Source organism: Maribacter zhoushanensis, assembly GCF_029350975.1.
Lineage (GTDB): Bacteria > Bacteroidota > Bacteroidia > Flavobacteriales > Flavobacteriaceae > Maribacter > Maribacter zhoushanensis.
Window position 1 is genome coordinate 96996 of the sequence record NZ_JARKMR010000004.1, and the last position, 26102, is coordinate 123097.

At 33.2% G+C, this 26102-nt stretch carries 21 protein-coding genes; 3 read left to right on the top strand and 18 right to left on the bottom strand.

Annotated features, from left to right (window positions below):
• Window positions 1-14 precede the first annotated feature (14 nt).
• The 7 genes from PXD56_RS13990 to PXD56_RS14020 form a co-directional block, all read right to left on the bottom strand.
• Window positions 15-1757: a carboxypeptidase-like regulatory domain-containing protein gene (locus PXD56_RS13990; RefSeq protein WP_276493962.1), complete on the bottom strand. Its 1743-nt coding sequence runs from the start codon at window positions 1755-1757 to the stop codon at window positions 15-17.
• 161 nt (window positions 1758-1918) lie between these two features.
• Window positions 1919-4594, bottom strand: coding sequence for a carboxypeptidase-like regulatory domain-containing protein (locus PXD56_RS13995; protein WP_276493963.1), 2676 nt, complete (start codon window positions 4592-4594; stop codon window positions 1919-1921).
• Between the two features lie 128 nt (window positions 4595-4722).
• Entirely contained in the window at window positions 4723-6069 is a 1347-nt protein-coding gene (locus PXD56_RS14000; protein ID WP_276493964.1) for a M24 family metallopeptidase, read from the bottom strand.
• Window positions 6070-6166: 97 nt separating this feature from the next.
• Window positions 6167-8263 carry a YfbK domain-containing protein gene (locus PXD56_RS14005; protein ID WP_276493965.1) on the bottom strand — a complete coding sequence of 699 codons (2097 nt, stop codon included), beginning with the start codon at window positions 8261-8263 and terminating at the stop codon, window positions 6167-6169.
• A 99-nt stretch (window positions 8264-8362) separates the two neighbouring features.
• Window positions 8363-9424 (bottom strand): AMP-binding protein, encoded by a 1062-nt coding sequence (locus PXD56_RS14010; protein ID WP_276493966.1) that lies wholly within the window; start codon window positions 9422-9424, stop codon window positions 8363-8365.
• Window positions 9417-10349, bottom strand: a complete 933-nt coding sequence (locus tag PXD56_RS14015; protein ID WP_276493967.1) for a CPBP family intramembrane glutamic endopeptidase — start codon at window positions 10347-10349, stop codon at window positions 9417-9419. Before PXD56_RS14015 ends, PXD56_RS14010 begins: the two co-directional genes overlap by 8 nt.
• On the bottom strand, window positions 10340-11392 hold the full coding sequence (locus PXD56_RS14020) for an o-succinylbenzoate synthase (protein WP_276493968.1): 1053 nt from the start codon (window positions 11390-11392) through the stop codon (window positions 10340-10342). Before PXD56_RS14020 ends, PXD56_RS14015 begins: the two co-directional genes overlap by 10 nt.
• A 45-nt stretch (window positions 11393-11437) precedes the next feature.
• On the opposite strand from PXD56_RS14020, the gene PXD56_RS14025 reads away from it, so the two are divergent.
• Window positions 11438-12232 carry an SDR family oxidoreductase gene (locus PXD56_RS14025; RefSeq protein WP_276493969.1) on the top strand — a complete coding sequence of 265 codons (795 nt, stop codon included), beginning with the start codon at window positions 11438-11440 and terminating at the stop codon, window positions 12230-12232.
• Window positions 12233-12234: 2 nt separating this feature from the next.
• Here the strand turns inward: PXD56_RS14025 and PXD56_RS14030 are convergent, their stop codons facing one another.
• From PXD56_RS14030 to PXD56_RS14070, 9 genes are all read right to left on the bottom strand, one after another.
• Window positions 12235-14205 (bottom strand): sensor histidine kinase, encoded by a 1971-nt coding sequence (locus PXD56_RS14030; RefSeq protein ID WP_276493970.1) that lies wholly within the window; start codon window positions 14203-14205, stop codon window positions 12235-12237.
• A gap of 402 nt (window positions 14206-14607) precedes the next feature.
• A complete protein-coding gene (locus tag PXD56_RS14035; protein WP_276493971.1) occupies window positions 14608-15372 on the bottom strand; it encodes a LytR/AlgR family response regulator transcription factor in 765 nt (254 codons plus the stop codon).
• A gap of 32 nt (window positions 15373-15404) precedes the next feature.
• Window positions 15405-16313 carry a 1,4-dihydroxy-2-naphthoate octaprenyltransferase gene (gene menA / locus PXD56_RS14040; RefSeq protein ID WP_276493972.1) on the bottom strand — a complete coding sequence of 303 codons (909 nt, stop codon included), beginning with the start codon at window positions 16311-16313 and terminating at the stop codon, window positions 15405-15407.
• Window positions 16313-16921 carry an SPOR domain-containing protein gene (locus PXD56_RS14045; RefSeq protein ID WP_276493973.1) on the bottom strand — a complete coding sequence of 203 codons (609 nt, stop codon included), beginning with the start codon at window positions 16919-16921 and terminating at the stop codon, window positions 16313-16315. Before PXD56_RS14045 ends, menA begins: the two co-directional genes overlap by 1 nt.
• Window positions 16922-17091: 170 nt before the next feature.
• Window positions 17092-17928 (bottom strand): CvfB family protein, encoded by an 837-nt coding sequence (locus PXD56_RS14050; RefSeq protein ID WP_276493974.1) that lies wholly within the window; start codon window positions 17926-17928, stop codon window positions 17092-17094.
• A gap of 92 nt (window positions 17929-18020) precedes the next feature.
• Window positions 18021-18365, bottom strand: coding sequence for a DUF2853 family protein (locus PXD56_RS14055; protein WP_133673696.1), 345 nt, complete (start codon window positions 18363-18365; stop codon window positions 18021-18023).
• A 34-nt stretch (window positions 18366-18399) separates the two neighbouring features.
• Window positions 18400-20151 (bottom strand): 2-succinyl-5-enolpyruvyl-6-hydroxy-3-cyclohexene-1-carboxylic-acid synthase, encoded by a 1752-nt coding sequence (gene menD, locus PXD56_RS14060; protein ID WP_276493975.1) that lies wholly within the window; start codon window positions 20149-20151, stop codon window positions 18400-18402.
• A gap of 49 nt (window positions 20152-20200) precedes the next feature.
• Window positions 20201-21313, bottom strand: coding sequence for a chorismate-binding protein (locus PXD56_RS14065; protein WP_276493976.1), 1113 nt, complete (start codon window positions 21311-21313; stop codon window positions 20201-20203).
• A 1-nt stretch (window position 21314) separates the two neighbouring features.
• Window positions 21315-21737: a PaaI family thioesterase gene (locus tag PXD56_RS14070; protein ID WP_276494138.1), complete on the bottom strand. Its 423-nt coding sequence runs from the start codon at window positions 21735-21737 to the stop codon at window positions 21315-21317.
• Between the two features lie 64 nt (window positions 21738-21801).
• Between PXD56_RS14070 and PXD56_RS14075 the strand changes: the two genes are divergently transcribed.
• Together PXD56_RS14075 and PXD56_RS14080 are read left to right on the top strand one after the other, a co-directional pair.
• The gene (locus PXD56_RS14075) at window positions 21802-22446 is read left to right on the top strand and encodes an alpha/beta hydrolase (protein ID WP_276493977.1); all 645 of its coding nucleotides are present in this window, start codon (window positions 21802-21804) and stop codon (window positions 22444-22446) included.
• Entirely contained in the window at window positions 22443-23000 is a 558-nt protein-coding gene (locus PXD56_RS14080; RefSeq protein ID WP_276493978.1) for a GNAT family N-acetyltransferase, read from the top strand. Before PXD56_RS14075 ends, PXD56_RS14080 begins: the two co-directional genes overlap by 4 nt.
• Before the next feature lie 3 nt (window positions 23001-23003).
• Here the strand turns inward: PXD56_RS14080 and PXD56_RS14085 are convergent, their stop codons facing one another.
• A complete protein-coding gene (locus tag PXD56_RS14085; protein WP_276493979.1) occupies window positions 23004-23933 on the bottom strand; it encodes a hypothetical protein in 930 nt (309 codons plus the stop codon).
• 102 nt (window positions 23934-24035) lie between these two features.
• Window positions 24036-25934, bottom strand: a complete 1899-nt coding sequence (gene dnaK / locus PXD56_RS14090; protein ID WP_276493980.1) for a molecular chaperone DnaK — start codon at window positions 25932-25934, stop codon at window positions 24036-24038.
• Window positions 25935-26102: the final 168 nt, after the last annotated feature.

Consider the following 26102-nt stretch of genomic DNA (forward strand, 5'->3'; position numbering starts at 1 on the left):
CAATTTTAACGGACTTAATTAGATACCATACTAACAGCATTAGATACTGAAAACAATTGCTGATTTACATTACGAAGACCAAGTTTAAAAACCTTTGTTTCTTTTCGTTGCGATGCACTACCGTAATTATAATATACAGTGGCTTTTAAATATGTAGGCGTCAAACTTTTATTACCTAAATAGGTAGCATTAACCAACCAATTACCACGCAGGGTATCATCTATTAAATATTCTTCACTAGAAAAACCTGAACGTTTTTCGCTTTGAATTCTCTCAGAATCTGCCACTAGAGAATGTTCACTTTTGTAATATCTTTTTTCTGGGTTTACAAATTGTAATTCAAATTCTGCCTCACTATCACTCCATTCAAAAACCAAACGAGTCCCCTTAAAATCATCATCAAGTTTAATTTCATTCACCTTATCCGTTGAAACTAAATCGGCACCCTTTAAAGAAATCAAATTATTTAAATTACGATCCATTATGGTTTTTACTTCCTCTTCCTTTTCCAATAATTCTTCTTCTAATAAATAATCATATCGTAGATACATAGCTGCCGCTTTTTGATTCATACCTAGATCTCTATAACTATTTGCAAGGTCTAAATAAGACTGGGCATAATCTGCTCTAAGCGTATATACATCTTCATATAATTTATTCGCTTTCTCTAATTTCCCTTCTGCTTGATAAATATATGCCAGAGACTTCAATGCCAAAGGATTTCCACTCAGAACCCTATCATTCTCTTGGATAATCTTTTCAGCAAATTCATTATTTTTCCATTTGTTAGAAAAGTAATCATAAGCATCTAAAACATAGTAATAAGAACTACTGTATTTTTTGATTTGATTTTCGTAGATAACCTTTGCTTCGTCTTCGGTTTTCGCATTTAAAAGTTCATTCAGGTACGAAGGCTTATCTTCTTTAAAATTAACTGTACTTAATGCTGAATTATCATATTTATTATTTCTAAGCTTAGCTTGATCATAAGGCTTTCCATCAATATTACCAGCATATAATAATGTTTTCGTGTTAATTACTATGACACCGCCAGCACCTATTGACCCGTATCTAGTAGTCATTGCCAAATTATTTAAAACAGCCAACCTAGCAATTGAAGCTGGTGCAATCCACGTAGGAGCACTAGTTAAAATCTGACCATCAACATCATAAACCGCAGGTGATGCCTGACTTATGGAATTAAACCCTCTAATGTATACACCTCCACCTCTCATACAATCACCAAACACTCTTACTCCCGGAAATTCGTTTCTAACAACATCTAAAATACAGATACCTACATCATTGATTTCTTCCTCTTGTAAAAACCTAATTTTTCCTGGTGCAGTCTCACTATCCAAAATTCCGAATGCCGTTTTAATTAAATTTGGTTTGTATTTATACTCTTCTTCCAATTCACTTTGAGATTTCCTATTACTACCTTTTACGGTTACCTCATCTAATTGTTCAACTTTTTGACTCATTCCTATATTCAAGGTGCGAGTAACATCTTCTACCATAATTTGCACATCATTGAGGCCCGGATATTTGTATAATAACACATCTCTAGGTTCAGTCGTTATTTGGTAAAATCCGTTTGAGTCTGTTGTAGTTGCAATATCAGAATCTATAATAGATATCTGAACATTTGCCAAAGGAGCATCCATTTGGGTAACTTTACCTTTTACAATTTTGCTCTGGGCATGAACATTGCAAGCAAAAGATGCTAATACTAAGAGGAATAAAACATTTTTCATAGAATAGAGTTTTAAATATTATACTAAAATTAACATCAAAAATTAAACCAGAGTTAATTATGTAGGAATTGATATACAAAATATGTATGAATTTAACAATTTTACGAAAACATTGAAAAATTAAAACAGACTTCAACCATTTAAATATCAAGCTATTAATTTTAATTCAGCTTATCGATACCTAAAGTTGGTAGGTAAAATAAATTTTGATTCACATTTTTTAAAGATAGCCTATAAATTCTAATGGTGCTTTCTTCACTATCTGTACCATAACCAGAAAAAGAAGTCACTTTTAGATAGGTAGGCAAACCACTTTTATTCCCTTTATAATTTATATTTACAACCCACTCCCCTATAATATCACTTTCAAGGAAGAACTCTTTGCTCGATGAATATTCTTGCTTACCAAAATATTCATTTTGATTGTTTAACGATGTACGAGAAACAAAATAACGATTTTCTGGATTTACGAACTGAAGTTCAAACTCGGCTTCATCATCGTTCCATTCAAAAAGAAGACGGGTATCTGTACCCTTGCGCATAGCCACAATTTCTTTTAAATCCTCTGAACTAATAGCAAAGTCGGTTTTATGCTGTAAAAAGTGATTGAACTCAGTCGTAATGATAGGATGTAATCCTATAGTATCTGCCACAAGAAAAGAATCGTTCAATAATTTGGTGTACCTACTATAAAGATTAGCCGCCTTTTGCACCTCATTAACCTCAACATAGCTATTTGCCATGTCTCTATACGATTGCGCATAATTGGGTCTTTTTACAAAAACGTTGGTATATAATTTCTTGGCTTTTTCAAATTCACCTTCTCGCTGATGAGCATATGCCAAAGCTTTCATTTCATTGATATTATTTTCAAAGAGCGACTGATGATTAGCGATGATATCATTATTGAATTTTTCTTGCTCCCAATTAGCAGTAAAATAAATATAGGCATCAAGAAAGAACGAAGCAGAACTACTGTAAAGTTTCTCATTTTCGTGATACACTTTCTTAGCCGCTTCAAAACTACTGCCAGCTAAAAGAGCTTGAAGGTAGCCTGGCAAATTTTTATTAGCCTGTTGTTTATCTATTGCATCGTGCTTATAAATATTACGCTGAATTAATGCCTGATCAATATTTTTACCGTCTTTACCAGCAAAATTAGAAAAATGAGTACTTATAGCAATAACACCACCTGCTGCAACTTGACCATACCTACCAACGCCAGCAAGACCAGGTATTACCGCAATACGCTCAATAACATTCAAATCTAAGAAATAAGGAACTTCTTCATAGATTATACCGTCAACCTCAAATATAGCAGGTCTCAAATTATTTATTGATCCGCTTCCCCCTCTTATAAAAACAGCAACTTTGGTAAAAGAACATCCAAAACAGGGATTTTCAACTTTTACGTTCCCTACCCGGACACCCGCTATTTTACCGTCGATAGCTGCAAGTATATTTGGGGCAGTTAAATTTAAACTCTTACCCTCTAAAATAGTTATTGAATGCCCAATAGTTTTTTTATCAAGGGTTCCATAAGCAGTTTTGGCAAATTCATCATTCGTTAAATATTCAGAAAACATTTCTGCCTCGGTTTTCTTTAAGCGTGCTCTTTCTGTAACCGTTACACCTGTTAACTCTTCTACTTTAACATTCATACTTACATTAATGTTATGTACGGTTTCTGTAACTTTACGCTCTACCTTTTCAAAACCTAAATAATTATAACTAATAACATCACCTAACCTAGCCATAATAGAGTATCTACCATAGGCATCTGTTTGTGTCTGTTTTAATGATTCTGTTATTTGAACTGTAGCATTTTCCACGGGCTTACCATTATTAAAAACAAAACCAGTAATAGATCGGTGGGTTTTAATAGGATTAGTATTAATTATTGGAGTTTGAAATGAATTTTTAAGCAACTTGTTTCTAGAATAATCTGATATTTGAGCAATATCACCGTCATTCAAAGCAGTGGTATTAACATAAAAGGTCATTGCATCTCCCCTAAAGGTTTTCCATTGCCCTTGACTCACATATCTTCTGTACGAAGTACTTGGTCTATAATCTGCAGCCAAAACTAAACCAACGCGCTTACCATACACTTCCAATAATTCTAGACCAATACTAAAATCTTCATCTACAATTAGATTGTAAGGCTTTAAATCTACCGTTATCTTTCCTGGAGATTTGCCTATCATTTTGGTAACGTTCTTTTTTAATAATTTATCTTCTGGATAGATAGTTCCGCCCTTGTAAATATTGATACGTACCAAAACGCTATCTGAATAATTCTCGTTCACATAAAAGTGAAAATCTTTTAAGTAGTGCTTTTTCTTGTCTACACTTATTCTTGTCAATAATTCAGCACCCAATGAACCATCACCCTTCCAATACCCAAACTTATTTTTACTAGGATAGGAAAAACCGACAACGTCATCTTTTTTACCTTTTAGGTATTTAGCAGTTACTATCGCCTCGTTGAGTTGCATTGCCTCAGGCTGCATGACCACTTTTTGAAAAAGTGCATTGCTAAAGTTTACCTCGGATATTTTGAACTTAACGGTTTTATAACCTACAGATGAAAATTGAAGAATATCATCTTTGGAAAAATTACCTTTATCAATCTCTAAATAAAACTTCCCGTCAAAATCACTTACGGTACCTACACCCTTATTTACAATTCCAATATTTACAAAAGGAAGCGTCTCTTTAGTGTCAGCATCCAGCACCGTTCCCTTATATTGATGTTGTGCAAAAAGCCCTATACTTGATATACATAAAACCAAAAAAAGGAAATACTTTTTATGAAGTTTATTAATCAATATCATTTGGCGGTTTATTTAATAACTGTTAATATATTCTTAAATATATGAATAACAGCACATTAAACCTAGTGCCTAAAAAAATAAATAAGATTTTTATTACATCTTTAATTAATAATCTTACAAATAGAAAATTAATAACCCTGATGTCCTTTCACTCTAGGAATCAATAAAAGCTCCGTTTGCCTTCCTCCCACATACCTAAAGCCATCTTCACCGTAAAAACCTGCTTCTTCAAGCATAATACGAATATCTCTATTCCATTCCGGTATGTTGATGGTAGTATTTAATTCAATAGCATAAACAGTATTAGGATTTAATCCATAGTTTTCACCGTCGTCACGCATAACTCCGCCTTGAGAATCCCACATACCAATTGTAGTACCAGCCGAGTGACCATATAAACCTAATGGGTGTGTATAAATTGAAGGTCTTAAGCCGGCTGCTTTAGCTTCCTTTAATGATTTTGCTAGAATATCATTACCAGACCTGTCTTTAACCATATTACTGGTCAGAAAATCTTGTAGTTTATTCCCCTCTTTTAATCCATGAATTAAAAAATCTGGAGCAGCAGTTTCTTCTGGCTTTAAAACATATGCCAATTCTTGACAATCGGTATTTAGGCGTAAGTATGTAATTCCGAAATCGCAATGCACTAAATCTCCTGGTAGAATCACCATATCGTCTGGCTTATTTGAAAAAGAATAAAACTCACTTTTTTCACCCTTCTCACTTCTTTGAACATCTATAGTTGGGTGAAACCAAGTTTCCAATCCTAAATCGGTTACTTTTTGTCTCATCCACCATACCACATCAGAGGTTCTAGTTACTCCAGGAGTAATTACTTTTTCAGAAAAAGCCTCTGCAATAATATCATGAGTAATATCTACTAATTGATTGTAGATAACCATTTCACGTTCCGATCTTGTTTCAATCCAACGAACAGCAAGTTGTTCCGCAGAAGTAACTTTTGAAGTGTATTTCTTAGGTAAATTAGCCATAAACTCTTCATAGTCTGTTTTAACTAATCCATCGGCAATATTGTGATCTGTAGAATAATTTAGTCCAATTTTCTTAGGATCTCTTTCAGATATCAATTGCATCAACCTAGTCCATTGGTTAGGCACTTTTTCCTTGTCCCAAGCAGATACAATATTTTTACCTACATTATAACGGGCAACAGCCAACTTTTCAATCGTATTCTTCGCCTTATCTCTATAGAACAAAAGAATAGTTCTTCTGCGAGCGTTCAACCAAGTAGCCGGAAGCATTGTTTTAATAACCGGATCCTCATTGTATTCCCTTGATATCACCACCCACATATCAAGGTCAGCGGCATCCATAAGTTCAGGTAGCAGATTATTGAAACGATCGTCTAAAATTTCATCAATTACCTGTGCTCTTTCTTTTTCATTTAAGATTTGTTGGGCGCTAATTTTACCTATAAAAATTAAGCATACAAAAAGGAATAGTTTTTTCATGAGTGTTGTTTGGTTTAAGCACTGAAAATACAAAATAACAAACATTAGAAATAAACTATTCCCCAAAAATCAAATGATTTTTACAATCTATTTAATATCAATAGTTGTCAGTTACCAATTTCTCATTAACGCTTTTAACCAACCTGATAAATTCTGCTCTATATCCATTTTTATCGTCACCTCTACCGTTCTCTGCCAATTCAATAATATTTTTATAAGATGTTTTATTTATAAATGCAGAGTTTCGTAATTGCTGACCGAACAAAGCAACGGCTGTGGCAAATTGAAAATCTTTTGTCATTTCTTGAAAATTTGAATTTTGCACATGAACCAATTCTATACTCTTTTTACCATCAGGTTTTTTATATCTGAATTTAACAGTAAACAACTCATCAGAAAAAGCATTATTACTAGTAGTATTAGTATACTTTAATTCTGGTGTTTTTTTATCATATACTGATTCAACCCCTGTTTCCACTATTTCATACAAAGCGGTTACCTTATGTCCGCTGCCTAATTCCCCTGCATCTTTGGTATCATCAATAAAATCTTCATCTGCCAATAATCTATTCTCGTAACCAATTAGTCGATAAGATTTTACTTTTGCTGGATTAAACTCTACCTGCAGCTTTACGTCTTTTGCAATGGTAAACAAAGTACCACCGAACTCCTTACCAAATAACTTCTGAGCTTCTTGCATAGTATCTATGTAGCCATGATTTCCGTTTCCTTTATCTGCCAAAGTTTCCAACTTAGAATCCAAATAATTACCCATTCCGAAACCTAGCACAGAAAGAAACACTCCAGATTCTCGTTTTTCAGTAATCAAATCTTCCATGTCTTTATCGCTAGACAGCCCAACGTTAAAATCCCCATCTGTTGCCAATATCACTCTATTATTACCATTTTTTTTAAAATTCTTTTCTGCCAGTTTATACGCTAATTGAATTCCTTCTCCACCAGCTGTAGAACCGCCAGCCTCTAAGTTATTTAGTGCACTCATGATTTTCTCTTTATTATTACCAGATGTAGGTTCCAACACAACACCGGCTGCCCCGGCATAAACAACAATAGAAACCCTATCTTTTTCTCTTAATTGATTTACTAATAGTTTAAATGCGGATTTTAGTAGTGGTAATTTATTACCTGCCGACATTGAACCAGAAACATCTATAAGAAAAGTTAGATTAGAAGCTGGCAGCTCTTCATTTAAATACTCTTTTCCCTGCAAACCAATACGTACCAACTTAGTATCAACATTCCAAGGAGTTTGTGCTACCTCTGTGTTAACAGAAAAAGGATGCTCTGCTGTTGGTTGCGGATAATCATAATCGAAGTAATTAATCATTTCTTCAATCTTAACGGCATCTATAGGAACCGCCTTTCCATTATTTATGAATCTTCTAATATTACTGTATGCCGCTTTGTCGACATCTATGGAAAAAGTAGATAGCGGATTTACGTTAACATTCTGAAATTGATTTTCAGTAATTTGAGCATAATTCTCATCTTCTTCAATTACATAATTTCCTTTTACGGTTTGTATTACAATACATCCATACCTGGCATCAGCTCCATACAAACTCTTTGCTTCAGAAGCTTTAAGTTTTTTTCTACTATCAATATTTTCACTTTTTAAGTTTTGAACAATTGAATTATATTGCTTTTTAATAGGAACACCATCAACAATATACAGAGGGGTTGTTACCTTTTTGTGCTTTTCCTTCTTTTCTTGGGGAATTGCTCCACTTATTGCGACACCACTTATCTTACCTTGCAATAGGCTATTCATATTATTTTGAGAGTTTCGTTTTCTAGTTCGATTACCTCTGACTCTTGTCACCGAACCTGTTAAGAAAGAACGTTTAGAAGTTGCGTAACCTACGACCACAACCTCTTCAAGAGCTTCATGATCTTCTTCAAGTGAAACATTAACAACTACTGATTCCCTGATCTTTACAGTTAGATTCTTACAACCTATATATGAAAATGCTAATTCAGCACCTTCTGATACTATTATAGCATAATGTCCATCAAAATCTGTTTGTGTACCATTGGTCGTTCCTTTTTCCATAACATTTACACCAGGCATAGGGTACCCTGCATGATCAGAAACAATACCACTAATTTTAACTTGTTGAGAAGACAACAGCATACTATAGAACAGAAAAAATAGGAAAATTGCATTTTTCATTATAATTGGTTTAAAGTTTGAACAATAAACCTATAAAGAAAGAAATGCTATAAAAATGAAAAATGAGTAAAGTATGGCTTTGAGCTAGGGAAGTTATGACTACAGTAAGGACATGGTTTTTTGTCGCTGCACTTTACCACTTTCAGTCCGTTTAAATTCTTTAGAAACCATAATGGCTTTAGGTTTCTCAAATTTTTTGAATTCTAATATTTTATCCAAGGTTTTATGAATATCACTTTTAGAGGTATTCTCAACTACCAAAACAACTTTCTGTCCTAACTCTTCATCTTCAACACCGATTACAAAGAAGGGAATATTTAAATACTTAGAAAGCACTTTCTCTATATGCTCAGGATGCAACTTAACTCCACCAGAATTTATAACATTATCAATTCTACCAAGCCATTTAAATTCTTTTTCCGAAACCAATTCAACAACATCATTGGTAACTACAGTTTCATCTGAAATCTTAGGAGCATTGATTACTAAACAGTTTCTTTCATCTACTGAAATTTTTACATCTGGTAAAATTGAAAAAGATGATTCAAACCCTGTTCCTGTATTTAACGGATTTATAGCAATGTGGGTAATAGTCTCCGTCATACCATATGTTTCATAACTAGCGTTAGACACATTTTTCAAATCTTCTCTTAATGATGCAGAAATAGGAGCTCCGCCAATAATGAGCTTTTTAACTTGATGCAAATTTGGTAAAGAGTTCTTTACCTGCATAGGAACCATAGCTCCAAAATCAAAAGACCTGTTTGTATCTTCTAACGGATTTGATGTTGGTGGCACAAAATAAATATTTAAACCTAATACCATAGCCCTAACCAACATCATTTTACCTGCAATATACGTTGCAGGCAAGCATAACAAGGCTGAAGATTCAGGAGCTAAATCAAAATAGCTACCTGTCGCTAAAGCGCTATTTACCATATGCTCTTTCTTTAAGACAATGGTTTTAGGAGTTCCTGTAGAACCAGAAGTCTTTACTGAAATAGTTGAAGATCCATCTATCCAATCTAAAAGAAATTCACCTATATGCTTTTCAAACTCCTCACCTTCTTTAATAAGGCTATAGCTAATTTCAAAAAGATTTTCACCAGACGTTAACCGACCGTTTACTCGAAAAGCATGATGCGGGTTATAACTAGCCATCAGTTTTACTTTCAATCAAAAAAAACTCTTCTCTAGACAGTACTTTTCCAAAAAGTTTGTTCTTCCAATTTGACCAACCGTACTTTTTAGAAAACAAGAATAATAAAATAGGAAAAATTATAAAAACCGGAACCAAAACGTCATAGCCCAAAACAGGATCAGAAACATCTCTATAAATTGAATTTGTCTGAAAGGCTGTCCAATCTGCAGTTAGTAACAAAGCACTGATTAAATTATTAGCCGCGTGAAAACCTAATGCCAATTCCAAACCATCATCCATAAGGGTTATTATTCCTAAGAAAAAACCTGTACCTATATAATAGATCATTATACCGTATCCTAACTTTTCAACTTCTGGGTTACCTAAATGCATTAATCCAAATAAAACAGAGGTTACAACTAAAGGCACCCATCGGTTCTTTACGGCAAGCCCTATACCTTGCATCATATGACCTCTAAACAGATACTCTTCAAAACTTGTTTGTAAAGGAATAAGCAAAACACCTATTAATGCTAAATACAAGAAGGGTTTCAATTTAAAATTAAATTCATAATCCTCTGGAGACAAATAAATACCTACCATAGTCAATACTACCGTAAGTAAACCCCATACCGCAAAGGCAAAACCTACCCTTTTCCAATCTATTTTTTTTCTAGCTGTTGTCAAAGAAGTAATACTTTGCGCATGCACCAATTTAGACCAACCTAACACCAACAACAACCCTAAAGCCAATGGTGCCAATAAAATAATTAAGACCAAATTAGACCCTAATTTATCAATCATTCCAGCCATACTATCCTCTACACTAACAGGCGAGAACACTATAGCTATATAATTCATAACCATTAAACCAATAAAGCATCCAGGAATTATCAAATATTTCCATAAACCGATATCTCCTTTATACCCCTGTTCTATATACATAAACTTTCAATTAAATTTTTATTCCATTTTTTAGTGCTGTCGTAAAACAAGCCTCCATTATCTACTTCTAACGGACTATCTATATTATTTGTAAATAAAGACCCAGTGCCCAAACCTTGTGGCATTTTATTATTTAAAGTTGCCGTCCATTGAGCAATGGCATTTAATCCAATATTACTTTCTAACGCACTCGTGACCCACCAACCTATATTATTTTGTTCAGCAATAGAAATCCATTCATTACTACCTGAAAATCCACCTACCAAACTTGGTTTTAAAATGATATATTGTGGTTGTATAGTTTGTAGCAACTCTTGCTTCTTTGTTACATCTACCACACCAATTAATTCCTCATCTAAAGCTATTGGTAACGGTGTAGTTTTGCACAATTTCTGCATTTCTTCCCATTGCCCTTGTTTAATAGGTTGTTCAATAGAGTGTAAATGCAGCTTTGATAAAACCTCTAACTTAGACAAAGCTTCTTGCGGAGAGAATGCTCCATTAGCATCAACTCTTAATTCAATATCTTCTCTTGAATAGCGTTCTCTAATTGATTTTAACAAGGCAATTTCTGTATTGAAATCTATTGCGCCAATTTTCATTTTAATACAAGAAAAACCAAGCGCTAGTTTTTCTTCTATTTGTTGATGCATAAACTCCTTATCACCCATCCAAACCAAACCATTAATAGAAATTGGTTTATTATTTTTTAAAAAAGCAGAATCAAAGAGCTGAAAAGGATTTGTAGACCTTAAGGATAAAAAAGCCTGTTCCAACCCAAATTGTATACTAGGAAACTCTTTTAACCTTGTCAATAATTCAGTTTCTCCTAAATTAATATTTTCCGCTACCCAATTACACTTTTCTTCATAATTAGGCACATCATCAAAACTAAGTCCTCTAAAAAGTCCGCATTCACCAATACCCCATTTCCCTTCTTCTTCTAAAAACAAGAACCATGTTTCTTTGGTTCGTAAAATTCCCCTAGAAGTTCCACTAGGGTTTTTAAAGTTTAAAAGATACTTTTTAAATGTTGCCTTCATATTATCATTCAAATTTAACTATATTTTGAGTTTAAATACGACAGAATGGATAGCATAAACAATAAGGTAGTTTGGGTAACAGGAGCTTCTTCGGGAATTGGTGAAGCATTGGCATATCAATTAAACGAGCTTGGCGCTAAAGTTATACTCTCAGCAAGAAGGGAAGCTGTACTTTTAGAAGTTAAAAATAAATGTAAGTTTCCTAATAGTGTTTCTATTCTGCCTTTAGATTTAACTGAATTTGATTCTTTAGAAATCATAACCCAAAAGGCTTTTAAAATATATGGTAAGATTGACATATTAATCAATAATGGCGGACTGAGTCAGCGTTCACTCATAATTGATACAAAATTTGAAGTCTATCAACAGATGATAGACGTTAATTACCTGGGTGCTATAAAACTAACTAAACATATACTACCCTATTTTATAGCTCAAAAAAGTGGTCATTTCGTTACCGTAACTAGTTTAATGGGTAAATTTTCATCTCCTTATCGTTCTGGCTATTGTGGGGCAAAACATGCCTTACATGGCTTCTTTGATGCATTACGAATGGAGCATGAAAAAGATAATATCAACGTTTCTATAATTTGCCCTGGCTTTATACAAACCAATGTGGCTAAAAATGCATTAACTGGTGATGGCTCTGCTTTACAAAAAGAAGACAATGCCACAGAAAATGGAATGCCAGTTAACGAATGTGCACAAAAAATAATCTCTGCAATTAAAAAGAAACGTTTTGAAACTTACATAGGCGGAAAAGAAAAATTTGGTATTTACCTCAAAAGATTCTTCCCTAAACTTTTACATAAAGTGGTTATGAAAAGTAAGGTTCGTTAAGCTTATTTAAAATTAAACCAGAAACGTACGCCTTCTTGGGTCTTATCTGTATTCAATGAAGTTTGAAGCTGATTTGCCAATCTACTCATTAAACGAATACCCATTGAGGAGCTTGCTCTTTCATCTGAATCTTCTGGCAAACCAACACCATTATCAGTATATTCAAAAAAGCCTTCTTGACCAGCTATTTTACGCAAATGAATATATATCTTTCCGTCGCTATCATCGTTCGGGAATGCATATTTAAATGAATTAGAAACCAACTCGTTCAATATAAGACCAAATGGTATTGCTCTATCAATATCCAATTCTACACCTTCTGCATCAATAGTAATATTAATATTATGTCCACCTTTTTTATAAACAGACTGAATACTATTAATTAAACTTTCAATATAGCCCTGCATCTCAATTACTGACAAATCATCATTTTGATACAATTTTTGATGTATTAAAGCCATAGCCTTCACCCTACTCTTACCTTCTTCTAACGCAGCAATAGCAGCTTTACTTCTAGTATTTTTAGTTTGTAGACTTAACAAACTAGATACCATTTGCAGGTTATTTTTAACCCTATGATGTATCTCTTTAAGTAATGAATCTTTCTCTACTAATGAATTTTCAATAATAAATTTCTGCTCGGCAATTAAACGTTGGTTTTTAATACTCTTTAAATACGCATATACTAAACCGGCAAAACCTATAAGTGTAAAAATCAAGGATACAAACACCAAGCTAATTTTATCATCTCTTGCCTTAATATCTTTTCTAGATTCCTCTAACTGAGCTTTTTGTTGATCCACCATTTTTCTAGAGTTCTCTAAATCTTGTGCAACAACAGAAGTTAATTGTTGATTTTTTATGTTAGATGCCAAGGCATCAATAGAATCTCTAATTCTTATGTTCTTCTTAAGGTATACCGTAGAGTTTTTGAAATCTCCTGTTTTAAAGTAATAATCCGCATAAATTCTATTACGCTTTAAAATATTATCTGACTTTATAGGGTTAAGGTCATCAGTTAAATAATCTGTTGCTTTAGCATAATCATCTAACTTTAAATAACATTCGGCAAGAGCCAATGTGTTCTCTATAATATCTGAAGAAAATTTACTTTTATTGTACTTCTTAATAATCTCTCTACTTTCCTCTAAAAAAGGAATAGCCTTTTCATACTCACTTAATTGAACATGACTTTTACCAATGTTACCTATTATCAATCCGTTAAGAATTCTTCCGTCAGCAATTTCTTTATCAGAATGCTCATTGGTGACATCACTTAAAAATACCTTTATTAATCCTTCTGCTTTCTTATAGTAACTTAACGCTGTAGCTGTTGATTTATCTAATCTTAGATAATCACCTATCGTATTATTATAAATAGCCTGACCGTAGTAATCATCGTCTTTAAGTACTTTCTTTTCTTCGGTCATGTAATCGCGCATAGCCTTTCTATACTGACCTAAACTTGCATAAATATCATAAAAAGCTACATTATCAGTGAAACCTAATTCACGCTTAACCCTTCTAATTTCAATTTGCTTGTCATACAATTCAAGCATTTTGTAATTACTATCCAATATGCTTAAAATTGTCTTTTTAGACTCAAGATCTAATTTTAACAAATCATCATATAACGGTCTTGCTATTGCTAAACTTTTCTCATAGTTACCCAAATCATAATAAATTTGAGATTCTATAAGTTGATAATTACGAATTGAAATGGAATCTTTAGTTTTTTCAGAACTGTTCAAGTAAACCTTCACAGTATCTAACCAATCGTACGGAGAATTCTGATTATATCGATTTGGAGTATTAAAAAAGAAAAAAGAACGCAATTCACCGTTCTCTAAATCCTGAAACTGCTTGTAGTAATCTTCATTCTGAGATTCAATATTTTCCTGTGCAAATACAAAGCACGTAAATACACTTAAAACCAAAGTGCACATTAATCTCAAAATAATCTGTTTTTTCATATCTCAATAAAAGCAAAATCAAACTTAAAACTTATAGTCTGTTCTACTAAATTTTTGTTGTGAGCCATCGTTATAAGTTTATCAAATAACCTAAGCTCAAAAAGCGTGTTCTACGTACTTTCTATTAATTTATTTGAAATTGTTGTGAATTCTAGATATAATATTAATTTCTAGCCTAAAAATTCTACAACTTCTAATACTTCAAAATTAAAAAGATCACATAGCTAAGGAGATTAATTGTTGTGTAACCCCTAATTATTGTTGTGAAACGTATTTAAGCTCTAAAATAGTGCATTTCACCGATAAAAATATACATTTTAACGATGAATAAAGACCTTTCATCTGAGATAAGTCCAAAAAAAAACACCTTAAAAAGGTGTTTTTTTTACATTATTACTCGTACTAAGAATTCATAGCCGAAATTATAAATTCTTTAAAATCTTTAGAAATAGGAATCAATGTATTATTGATCATAATATCTTTAGAATTGATGGCATCAATATGATCTACATTTACAATGTAAGATTTATGAGCCCTGTAAAATTTATTCTGTGGTAACTTCTCTAAATAATCTTTTAATGGCGAACGTACCAAAAACTTTTTGTCAACTGTATTTACCTCTAAATACACGTTATCCGCTTTTATAAATTGAATATCTCCAAATTGTATTCTATAATAAAGGTGCTGCTTTTTAACAAAAATTGAGTCCTTTAAAATTGAATTGGACATTGCTACATCTTCTGTACTTGCAGTAGGTGCAGCTCCATTGCTGGCAGCAGCTTGTTTACCATAAATAAAGTTAGATAAAGCAATTTCTATAGAAGTATATAAATCTTGTTGCTCAAATGGTTTAACCAGGTAACCATTTGGCTTTACGGTTTTTGCATTTTCAACTGTTGCACGGTCAGAGTTAGAGGTTACAAAAATGAATGGAATATCATAATTTTCCCTAATATGCTTACCCAAATCAATACCCGTTTTATCAGACGCTAAAATGATGTCAATTAAAACTAAATCTACCTGTTGGGTTTTTAAAACTTCTACAGCTTGTTCGTAAACAATTACGTTATCAACTATTTCATATCCTATTTCCTCTAGCATAGATTGCATATCATCGGCGATGATCACATTATCCTCAACAATTAGAATTTTTATGGGTTGTTCCAAGGTTTAAATTGGTTTGTGGGTTATACTCAAAATTACAAAAAATAATAATAACTAATAAAAAACAACAGGGCGATAAAAAAGGTACTTAAAGCCAATTTTTTAAGCTCTGGATCTAGTTCAGCTTCATTTGTAGTACGTGCTACTTTTCTTAAATGTATAAATACCAAAAGGTAGCCTACAAGACATACATAACGTAATTGTGATCCATTTGTTGTAAGCAAAAAACAAAACAGGCATAAAAACGAAATAATTAATAATGAATAGTGATACTTTTTTGCTTTCGTCAAACCCATTTTAACCACCATGGTATTTTTACCCACAGCAGCATCAGATTTAATATCTCTCATATTATTGAGGTTAAGCACACCAACACTTAGCAGACCAATAGAAGCTGCCGGTAACACTGTCATAAACGAAATAGCCTTTAGGTACAAAAACATTGAGCCCAAAACACTTACAAGCCCAAAGAAAATGAAAACAAAAATATCACCTAGACCGTTATAACCATAAGCAGATTTACCAACTGTATATTTAATTGCCGCCCAAATTGCAAAAGCCCCCAACAATAAAAAAAGAATAGGATATAAAATATTATCTAAACCGAATGAAGTCACAATTAAAGACACAATGAGAATTGCATTTATGACAATACTAATATAAATACCTGATTTTAATTGTGATGCGGTTAAAAGTCCGCTTTGAAGTGCTCGCTTAGGTCCTAACCTATCATCCCCATCCGTACCTTTTACACCGTCACCATAATCATTGGCAAAATTAGAAGTTACTTGTAACCCTATGGTGGTTAAGATTGCCAAAATAAAAATAGTGGTATTGGTTACTCCATGATAAGCTGCCAAAGCAGTACCAACTAATATACCTGAAATTGATAATGGAAGCGTTCTAAGTCTTGCTGCGTTGAGCCAAGCTTTAACTTTAATCACTAAAACGGATCTTCTATTTGAATTCTTTTACCGTCTTGATAAGAAGCTACAAAAGCATCACCGAAACCAATATCAACTAATTGTTTTCTAAAAGACTGAGCTTCTTCTAAAGTCTCAAAATTACCAAGTGAGTAAGAATAAAAAGGGTTTGTTTTGACAAAAAGTGTATTGGTCAAAGCTTCAGAAGCCAAAGTCACGTTATTATCTACGAATGATTTTACCTGAACGGAATATATTTTTTCTTTCTGTAAAAACTCTTTAGCTAAGTAAAACTCCTTAACCAAACTTAATTCTTCGTTTTGTTCCTTTAAGTTTTCTAATCGCGTTCTAATAGCATCTACACTATCTATAGAAGTCAAAACCAAATCGTTAGAAGTTTTTCTATTAAAGCCTCCGGAACTTGATAAACCTGCCGTAAATGACGTAAACGCCAAACCGCCTATTAAAAAAAGTCCTGTAATACCTGCCAAGACATTCCGCTGAATCTTACTCTTTTTTAGCTCCTTGTTCTTGAACTTAATTTGATCTAATAAACGCTCATTAATAATCTGAGCTTTATCGACATCTTTATGTAATTCTAGTAAATCACTCTCTTCTATAAAAGGCATAAATACAGGGGTAATTTTTAAGCTTAAAACTTAAATGTAAGCTAAAAATTGTTAATAACTTTTTATTTACAACAAAAATAAAATTAATTGTAAGGTATTACAAAAAACTCGACGTTTATTTAAGATATTCTGTTGAAAATCAAATATCAGAGAATTTTCCTACATAACATTTAATCATCTGCAAGAGTAATACCATCAGATTCTATTTTTATCTTGCGTTCTCTATACAGTGTGCCTAGACCTTTTTTAAATGTCTTTTTACTCATTTGAAAAACATCTCTAATTTCCTCTGGTGCAGATTTATCATGTAAGCCTAAAAAACCACCACTTTCAACAAGAACTTCATATATTTTTTTGGCAGCAGGCTCCAATACTTTTGCACCTAAGGGCTGTAGCGAAATATCTAATTTATTATCTTTTCTTATGGTCTTAATACAACCAGGTATAACATCACCAATATTAATTGGTTTAAACACCTCGTTAAAATAAACTAGACCTTTATGTTTTTCATTTACAATGACCTCCCATCCTAAATCGGTTTGCCTAGTAACTACCAAATCTACCTTTTCCCATTCTTTAAGTTCTACGGTATCATTACTCAAAAATTTATCTAATTTATTTGATGCTACCAATCTACCGGAACGATCATCTAAATAACAATGTACTACGTACCATTGCCCTTCTTTCATCTTAACCCTTTGCTCACGAAATGGTACTAAAAGATGTTTTTCAAGCCCCCACTGCATAAATGCGCCAAATTCATTAACCTCAGCCACTTGCAATAATCTAAACTCACCTAACATAATGTCTGGCTCTAAAGTAGTTGCAACAGGTCTTTCATCATAATCCAAGTAACAGAAAACTTTTATTTTCTCACCTATTTCATAAGTTGTGGGTACATATTTATTTGGTAACAATACATCATTTCCTTCTTCATCTCCCAAAAAAAGACCTACACTAGTGTCTCTTAAAATTTCAAGGTTGTTTATACGTCCTAATTCTATCATGCTGCAAAATTACATTTTAAATATTTAAAATTTAGCGTAAAAAAAAGACCGTTACCAAAAAGGCAACGGTCTCTAATTTATTTATCATCTGACTATTTATCGTAAACAGATTCTTTTTTGAAATGTTGACAAAGCTTGTAATAGATAACAGCTCTATGCTTATTTCTGTTAGATGAACCATATTTGTCCATAACAGTTGCAATAGCCTCATCTAATTTAGCATTATCAGGAAGACCTAACTTCTTGATCAAGTAATTGTTCTTTACAGTGTCCAATTCTTTTTGATCACTACCTGATACTTTAGAAGCATCAATGTTGTAAATAGATGGTCCAAGACCAACTGTTACTTTTTTAAGCAAGTCCATATCTGCATTTTCACCAAATTTATCTTTGATATCAGCAGCATACTTTTCGATTAAATCGTCTCTTTTACTCATGTTAAATGTGTTATAATTAATGGTTAATACACCACTAAGATATGAAACGAAAATAATCAATCAAAATTTTATCGTTTTTTAATGTAGGCGTAGTAATTTCCAGTAATTGCGGACGACTAGATACTTTGAAAAAACTACTCAATTCATCACGCAGTTCTGCTGATGATTTTGCTGTACTATAATCAAAGCCGTACATAGCACTAAGATGTTCTGCAGACAAGGAATGTCTTGTCTCAAAATACGTTTCAAAAACCTCAGAATTCTCCTTTCCCGGAAGTATTCTGAAAATTCCACCGCCATTATTATTGATTACTATAATTCTAAAATTAGACTTTAAATAGCTATTCCACAAGGCATTACTGTCATAAAAAAAGCTCAAATCCCCTGTAATAAAAAGTGTTGGCGAACTACTTGCTATAGATGCACCTATTGCTGTAGATGTACTACCATCTATACCACTTGTGCCTCTATTACAAAATACCTTAAGGGTAGGGTTGACATTGAATAACTGTGTATATCTGATAGTAGAACTATTAGCTAATTGTAGCATATAGCCATTAGGTATAGCCTCTAAAATATGCTCAAAAGCTAAAAAATCGGTAAACGGTATTTCTTTTAAATATGTGTCTCTTTTTAACTCATAATTCTGTTTTACCAAATTCCAATGAGCAAAATAATCACTTTTTACAATAGTGCCATTTGAATACATTTCATTAAAAAAATCATGCACAGGAACTTTAATATGCTCTTCTAAACAGAAAAAAGTATCGTTTGCAAATTGGCCGTCAACATGCCAATGGTATTTTGGTGTATGATGTCTTAAAAATGCTTTTACTTTCTTTGAAACAATGAGTCCGCCAAAAGTGATAAGCACCTCTGGTCTTAGTTTTTCAAATTCCAATTCTCTGTCGGCATGCATTTCAATAGGCGCAACTAAAGAATCTATACTATTGAAAAAATTAGAATGATGTATGTTTGATGTTGTTTCTGTCAACACCAAAACACTTGGATCATTAGCTAATTTCTCTAGCAATATATCTGTAATAATATTTGGCGTATTTACCCCAACTAAAACCATTTTACGGGTAGAAGTATTCCATATGTGTTTATGCTCTTCTAAACTAATCACATCTTCCACCTCTGTAGGTATAGCACTTATCTGAGGAGCTATTGAAGGTTCTGAAAGTGTATCATACAAAGGTTCTTCAAAAGGGGCATTTATGTGTACGGGAGTATTGGTAGTCAGCGCAATTTCTAAAGCCAGGTTTAATTCGGCATCATTGTAATTCTGAACTTCTTGCTGAACTTGGCTTATCTCTTTTTCAGAAACCCACTCTGGTCTATATTGCAAGACCTTAGATGTAGAGTGGCTAACATCTTGTTTTAAATTAGCTGAATATCTTATATGATTTTCAAATACATTTTGCTGATTTATAGTTTGTCCGTCCCCTATTCCTAACTTATAAACCGGTCTATCCGCAGAAATAATCAATAACGGAATATTACTAAAATACGCCTCTGCAACTGCAGGATAATAATTTAAAAGAGCACTACCAGATGTACATAAAATTACAACAGGCTCTTTTAATTGTTGTGCCATACCTAAGGCAAAAAAAGCTGCACAACGCTCATCGACTATACTATAACACGTAAAATAAGGGTTTTCAGCAAAGGCAATAGTGAGCGGTGCATTTCTTGATCCCGGCGATATTACAACATTAGAAATATGCTTTGCCTGGCAATGTTGAACAATAGATTGTGCGGTAGGTATAGCGGAGTATTTCATGTAGTTCAAAAATACGACCAAAGCGGGTCATTACCCAAAAGTTAAGTATCTATTTACCGCCCAGAACACGAAACATGGTATTACTTTTTAAAGCTGTTTCTTCCCATTCTTTTTCAGGTATAGAATCACCAGTAATTCCACCACCTACATAAATCTCAGCTTTATCTTTAAACATTTGCATACAACGAAGATTTACAAAAAGCTCTGAAGTTTTCATTACACTTCTATAAGCACTGTTCTCTTGGTTACGGCGGTTTCTATTTCTTGACAATTCTGATTTTGTGTTCAATTCACCCAAAAATCCGGTATAAAAGGTACGTTCATACAATTCATTTTTTAGAATAAACTTCTTTGCATTTTTTAAAGGACTACCACATACTGCCGGGGTTGGGTGCAGTGCTTTTAATATATCACCAAATTTATCAGGAGCAAAAGTACCTTTCATTTCTGTGCGAAGGTGCCATAGCTGACCTGCCTTTACAGACTCTCTCTCAGAACTATTTAAAGAAACAACTTTGTCTTTTAAGGAATCAAAAATATAATCTGTAACCAATTGCTGCTCATTTGACTCCTTTTCCTTCCAAATAGGCTCACTATCACCAATTGAATTCTGAGTACCTGCCAAAGACATTGTTGTAAATTGAGAGCCATTACTTTTTACCAAAATTTCAGGTGTAGCACCCATCCAAGTTCCTATTTTTGGGTGGTACCAGAAGTAACAAAAGGCTTTTTTATACACTTGAAGAATTCGTTGATACACTTCAAAGTAATCTTCATGATAATCAACTTCTATTTTCCTTGACAATACTACCTTATTGAAATCGCCTTGATCAATATTGCCAATAGCTTTAGATATCAACTTAAGATATCTTTCCTTTTCTGCAGCATCGTTTTCTGGTATACTTTTTCCATTGACCTGAACCTCAGTACTTAAATTCAACGGAACCTTTTCTACAGCATCCATTTTCAATAATATAGCATCTGAATTCAAATCGAAAGGAGCAAAAACGAATCCGGTTTCAGAGAAATCTTTAACCTTATGAACAGCATCGTCGTTTTGAAAAACACCCACCAAATCGGTTTCATTAGGTTTGCTATATAAAACAAACGGCAATTGGTCTTCCAAGCAATCTTTAGCTCGATTAAAAAGTTCTTTCACCATGCTACTTTCTAGGTAAGGCTATAGTAGTTAATTTACAAAGAGAGACCAATTGATCATCCTCATTAGTTACTCTAATCTCCCATAATTGTGTAGTTCTACCTTTATGTAAGATACTGGCTTTAGCATAAACAAATCCTTCTTTTACACTTTTAACGTGATTTGCAGAAATCTCTAAACCTCTAACAAAATACTTATTACCATCTAAAAAAACATAAGACGCAGCACTACCTACACTCTCCGCCAACGCAGCAGTTGCACCACCATGTAAAACCCCGTCTGGCTGATGTACTTTTGGGGTAACAGGCATTTTAGCCAACAAGAAATCTTCTCCTACATCTATGTATTCAATTTCTAAAGTTTCCATTAAAGTATCTTTAGAAGATTCGTTACAAATCTTTAGAATTTTTTCTTTGTAGTCGTTCATCCTTTTTTTTGTAAAATTAAGCATTACATTACCAACAGAAAAGCATAACAGTAATGATCGATTCATGAAGAACCAAATAAAAAATGTTACTTATAAGACTACGAACACCTACGAAACACTAAATGAATTGAATAGCGACACAAAGCAAGTTTGGATCGTTTTTCATGGCATTGGGTTCTTGAGTAGATTCTTCTTAAAGTATTTTAACGAACTGCCCAAGAACGAAAATTACATAATTGCGCCACAGGCTCCTTCCAAATATTATTTAAAAAATGAATATAAGCATGTAGGCGCAAGCTGGTTAACGAAAGAAAATACGGCACTTGAAACTGAAAATCTTTATCATTATTTAGATGCTGTTTTAGAAAACGAAAAGCTCCCATCAAATTGTAAGATTTTTTTCTTCGGATTTTCACAGGGTATTTCAATAGCTCTTAGGTATTTAGCATATTCCAAAATGCCATGTTCCAAATTGATTCTTTATGCCGGCGGTATCCCAAAAGAATTAAAAACATCAGACTTCAGCCACTTAAATGGTAACAGTGAAGTCATTTCTATCATTGGAAATAAAGATGAATACTTAACACCAAATAAATTAAAAGAAGAGAATAATAAACTTAAAATTCTTTTTGGGGATACTATTCAACATATCACTTTTGATGGTGGACATAAGGTTAAAAAACAAATTATAAATCAACTGGCAGAATGAACAACACTCCAACTCTAGAAAATGAACGGGTAATATTAAGTGCGTTAACCTTAGCAAATTACGAAAAGCTGATTCCTATTGCATCGCAGGAAAAATTAGTTCAATATTCTCCTACTGATATTGAAACACCAAACAGTTTAAAAAATTATGTAGAAATAGCTTTACAGCAATTAGCAGCAGGCACAAGTATCCCTTTTATTATTTATGATAGAGAACATAGTACTTTTGCAGGTTCTACACGTTTTATGCATATCAACAGAAAAAATAAAGTACTCCATATTGGTTCTACATGGATCGGTCGCGAATTTCAGGGCACAGGCCTAAATACACAAATGAAAAAATTGATGCTAACATATGCTTTTACTACTATGGACTTTGAGAAGGTTGAGTTTCGTGTAGATGAAAGAAATACGGCATCAAGAAAAGCAGTAGAAAAATTAGGATGCACCTTAGAGGGTATTCTTAGAAAAGATGTATACTTATTAGATGGTTTTAAAAGAAACACATGTTGCTATGGTCTTTTACGAGAAGAATGGTTAAATAATAATAAATAAACCTTACTCTTCAACAACTTCTTTATCAGCTGTATAATACGTGATTTTTCTAGTAGTATAAGTATTGTCTGGCGTAACAATTTGCTTGATCCAATTGCCTACCTCTGAATTATCGTATTGATAGATATATTCTTTCTTTATTATACCGGCACCTCTTTTAGCCGTTTCAGTAACTAGCATACCTTTTTCATCATATTCATAACTAGTACGTGTAGTTGGCTCAAATTTTTTCAACTCAGAATTATATTCAAACTCTTGTTGTGCCATTAATTTACCATCCATACTAAACACTTCTTCAAAAGCATTGCTTTCTTCACCATTTAAATACTCTTTGGTCAAAACAATTCTTTGAGCTGGTTTATTTATTGGTTTTAAAGTTGATGTACGAATAGATTTTAAAGGTTCTTCATTCAATAGATAAGTAACCGTATTCTCGCCTTTAAACTTTTTATGTTCTACCTGGGTTATGTCTATACCATCATTATTGGTTCTCTCAATACTGGCTAAATCTCCATACTCATCATAACCATATATGTATTGATCTAAAAACTCTTTATCATATGAAAAAATACGCTCTTGTATTTTTAAATTATCAGTAGAATCAATTTCATAAAAGTGGGCTATAGACGTGCTTGGGTCAAAAGTATTGTTTCTGTAAGATTCCGCTCTCTTCTCTAAAAGTTCGCTATTGCTGTATTTATAATAAACCACATCATAATCTGCCTCATTATACCTGGTAACAGATTTGGTTAGTAATCCGTTCTTATTAAAGTCGTATTCCTCTTTACCATAATCCGTACTTACCAAGCAAAATTTCACATCCCCTTTTAAATCAAAATCATCTAGTGTAAAGATTTGAATTTCTTGACCACTGACTATAGAGAAAGCTGCAATAAAAACCGATAAAAACAGAAAGTGTCGTTTCTTAACCATACTACAAAATTACTTTATTAATAATAGGCATAAAAGAATATCCTATAAAAGTAAAAAGGGACGGTAAATACCGTCCCTTTTTTATAACCATTTAAAGCTATATTATTTAACTTCTTCGAAATCTACGTCTTCAACGTTATCACCTTCAGAAGCACCACCGTCAGCATTTGGTTCTCCTTGTGGAGCACCTTGAGCATCAGCTTGCGCCTTGTACATTTCTTCAGATGCAACTTTCCAAGCTTCATTGATTTTATCTAAAGCCGGTGTTATAACAGCCAAATCTTTAGTTTCATATGCCGCTTTCAATTCTGCTAAAGCATCTTCAATTGGCTTTTTCTTATCATCAGATAATTTATCGCCAAATTCAGTAAGTTGAGATTCAGTTTGGAAAATCATTCCGTCCGCTTCATTCAACTTGTCAGCAGTCTCTTTCGCTTTTTTATCAGATTCAGCATTAGCTTCTGCTTCTGCTTTCATCTTCTTGATTTCTTCTTCAGTTAAACCAGAAGAAGCTTCAATACGAATATCCTGAGTTTTGTTCGTAGCCTTATCAGTTGCAGATACTTTAATTATACCGTTAGCATCGATATCAAAAGTTACTTCAATTTGTGGAGTACCTCTTTTTGCTGGTGGAATACCATCTAAGTGGAATCTACCAATTGTTTTGTTATCGTTAGCCATTGGTCTTTCTCCTTGCAATACGTGAATCTCAACCGAAGGTTGGTTATCAGCAGCAGTAGAAAATACCTGAGACTTTTTAGTCGGTATAGTTGTATTGGCCTCTATCAACTTAGTCATTACACTACCCATAGTTTCAATACCTAATGAAAGTGGAGTAACATCTAATAACAATACATCTTTTACATCACCGGTTAAAACACCACCTTGTATTGCTGCACCAATTGCAACAACCTCATCTGGGTTTACACCTTTAGAAGGTTTCTTACCAAAGAACTTCTCAACAGCTTCTTGTACTGCAGGTATTCTAGTAGAACCACCAACTAAGATAATCTCATCAATATCGCTCTTAGAAAGTCCTGCTGCTTTCATAGCAGTCTCACATGGCTCAATTGTTCTTTTTACCAAATCAGCAATTAATTGCTCAAACTTAGATCTTGTCAAAGTTCTTACTAAGTGTTTAGGCCCAGAAGCAGTTGCAGTAACGTATGGTAAGTTAATCTCTGTCTGTGCAGAAGATGATAATTCAATCTTCGCTTTTTCAGCAGCTTCACGTAAACGTTGTAACGCCATTGCATCTTTTCTAAGGTCCATATCTTCTTCAGATTTGAACTCTTCAGCTAACCAATCAATAATTTTTTGATCAACATCATCACCACCTAAGTGTGTATCACCATCAGTAGCCAATACTTCAAAAACACCGTCACCTAACTCTAAGATAGATACATCATGCGTACCACCACCAAAGTCAAAAACAACGATTTTTTGATCTGTATCTTTTTTGTCCATACCGTATGCTAAAGAAGCAGACGTTGGCTCGTTAATAATACGCTCTACAGTTAAACCTGCAATTTCACCAGCTTCTTTAGTAGCTTGTCTTTGCGCATCATTAAAATATGCTGGTACGGTTATTACCGCACGAGAAACTTCTTGTCCTAAATAATCTTCAGCAGTTTTCTTCATTTTTTGAAGAATCATAGCTGATAATTCTTGTGGAGAATATAAACGACCATCAATATCTACTCTTGGTGTATCGTTATCTCCTTTTACTACGTTATAAGGTACTCTTTCAGCCTCTTTACTAGATTCTGAATATTTATTACCCATAAACCTTTTAATAGAATAAATGGTTTTATGAGGATTGGTTACCGCTTGTCTTTTTGCCGGGTCACCAACTTTAATTTCACCACCATCAACAAAAGCGATGACAGATGGTGTAGTTCTTTTTCCTTCTGCATTCGGAATTACTACTGGCTCATTACCTTCCATTACGGAAACACAGGAGTTGGTAGTACCCAAATCTATTCCTATAATCTTACTCATTTTATATGTTTTAAATTAAGTGCTTTATTTTACAATCGGTATGTAAATGACAAACAATATGCCAAGTCAGAAAAACTGACATGATGTCATTAATATACTTTTTTACTATATAATTATGCCAATATAGTATAGTAATACATTACCAAAACATTGTACCTTAGCCTACAA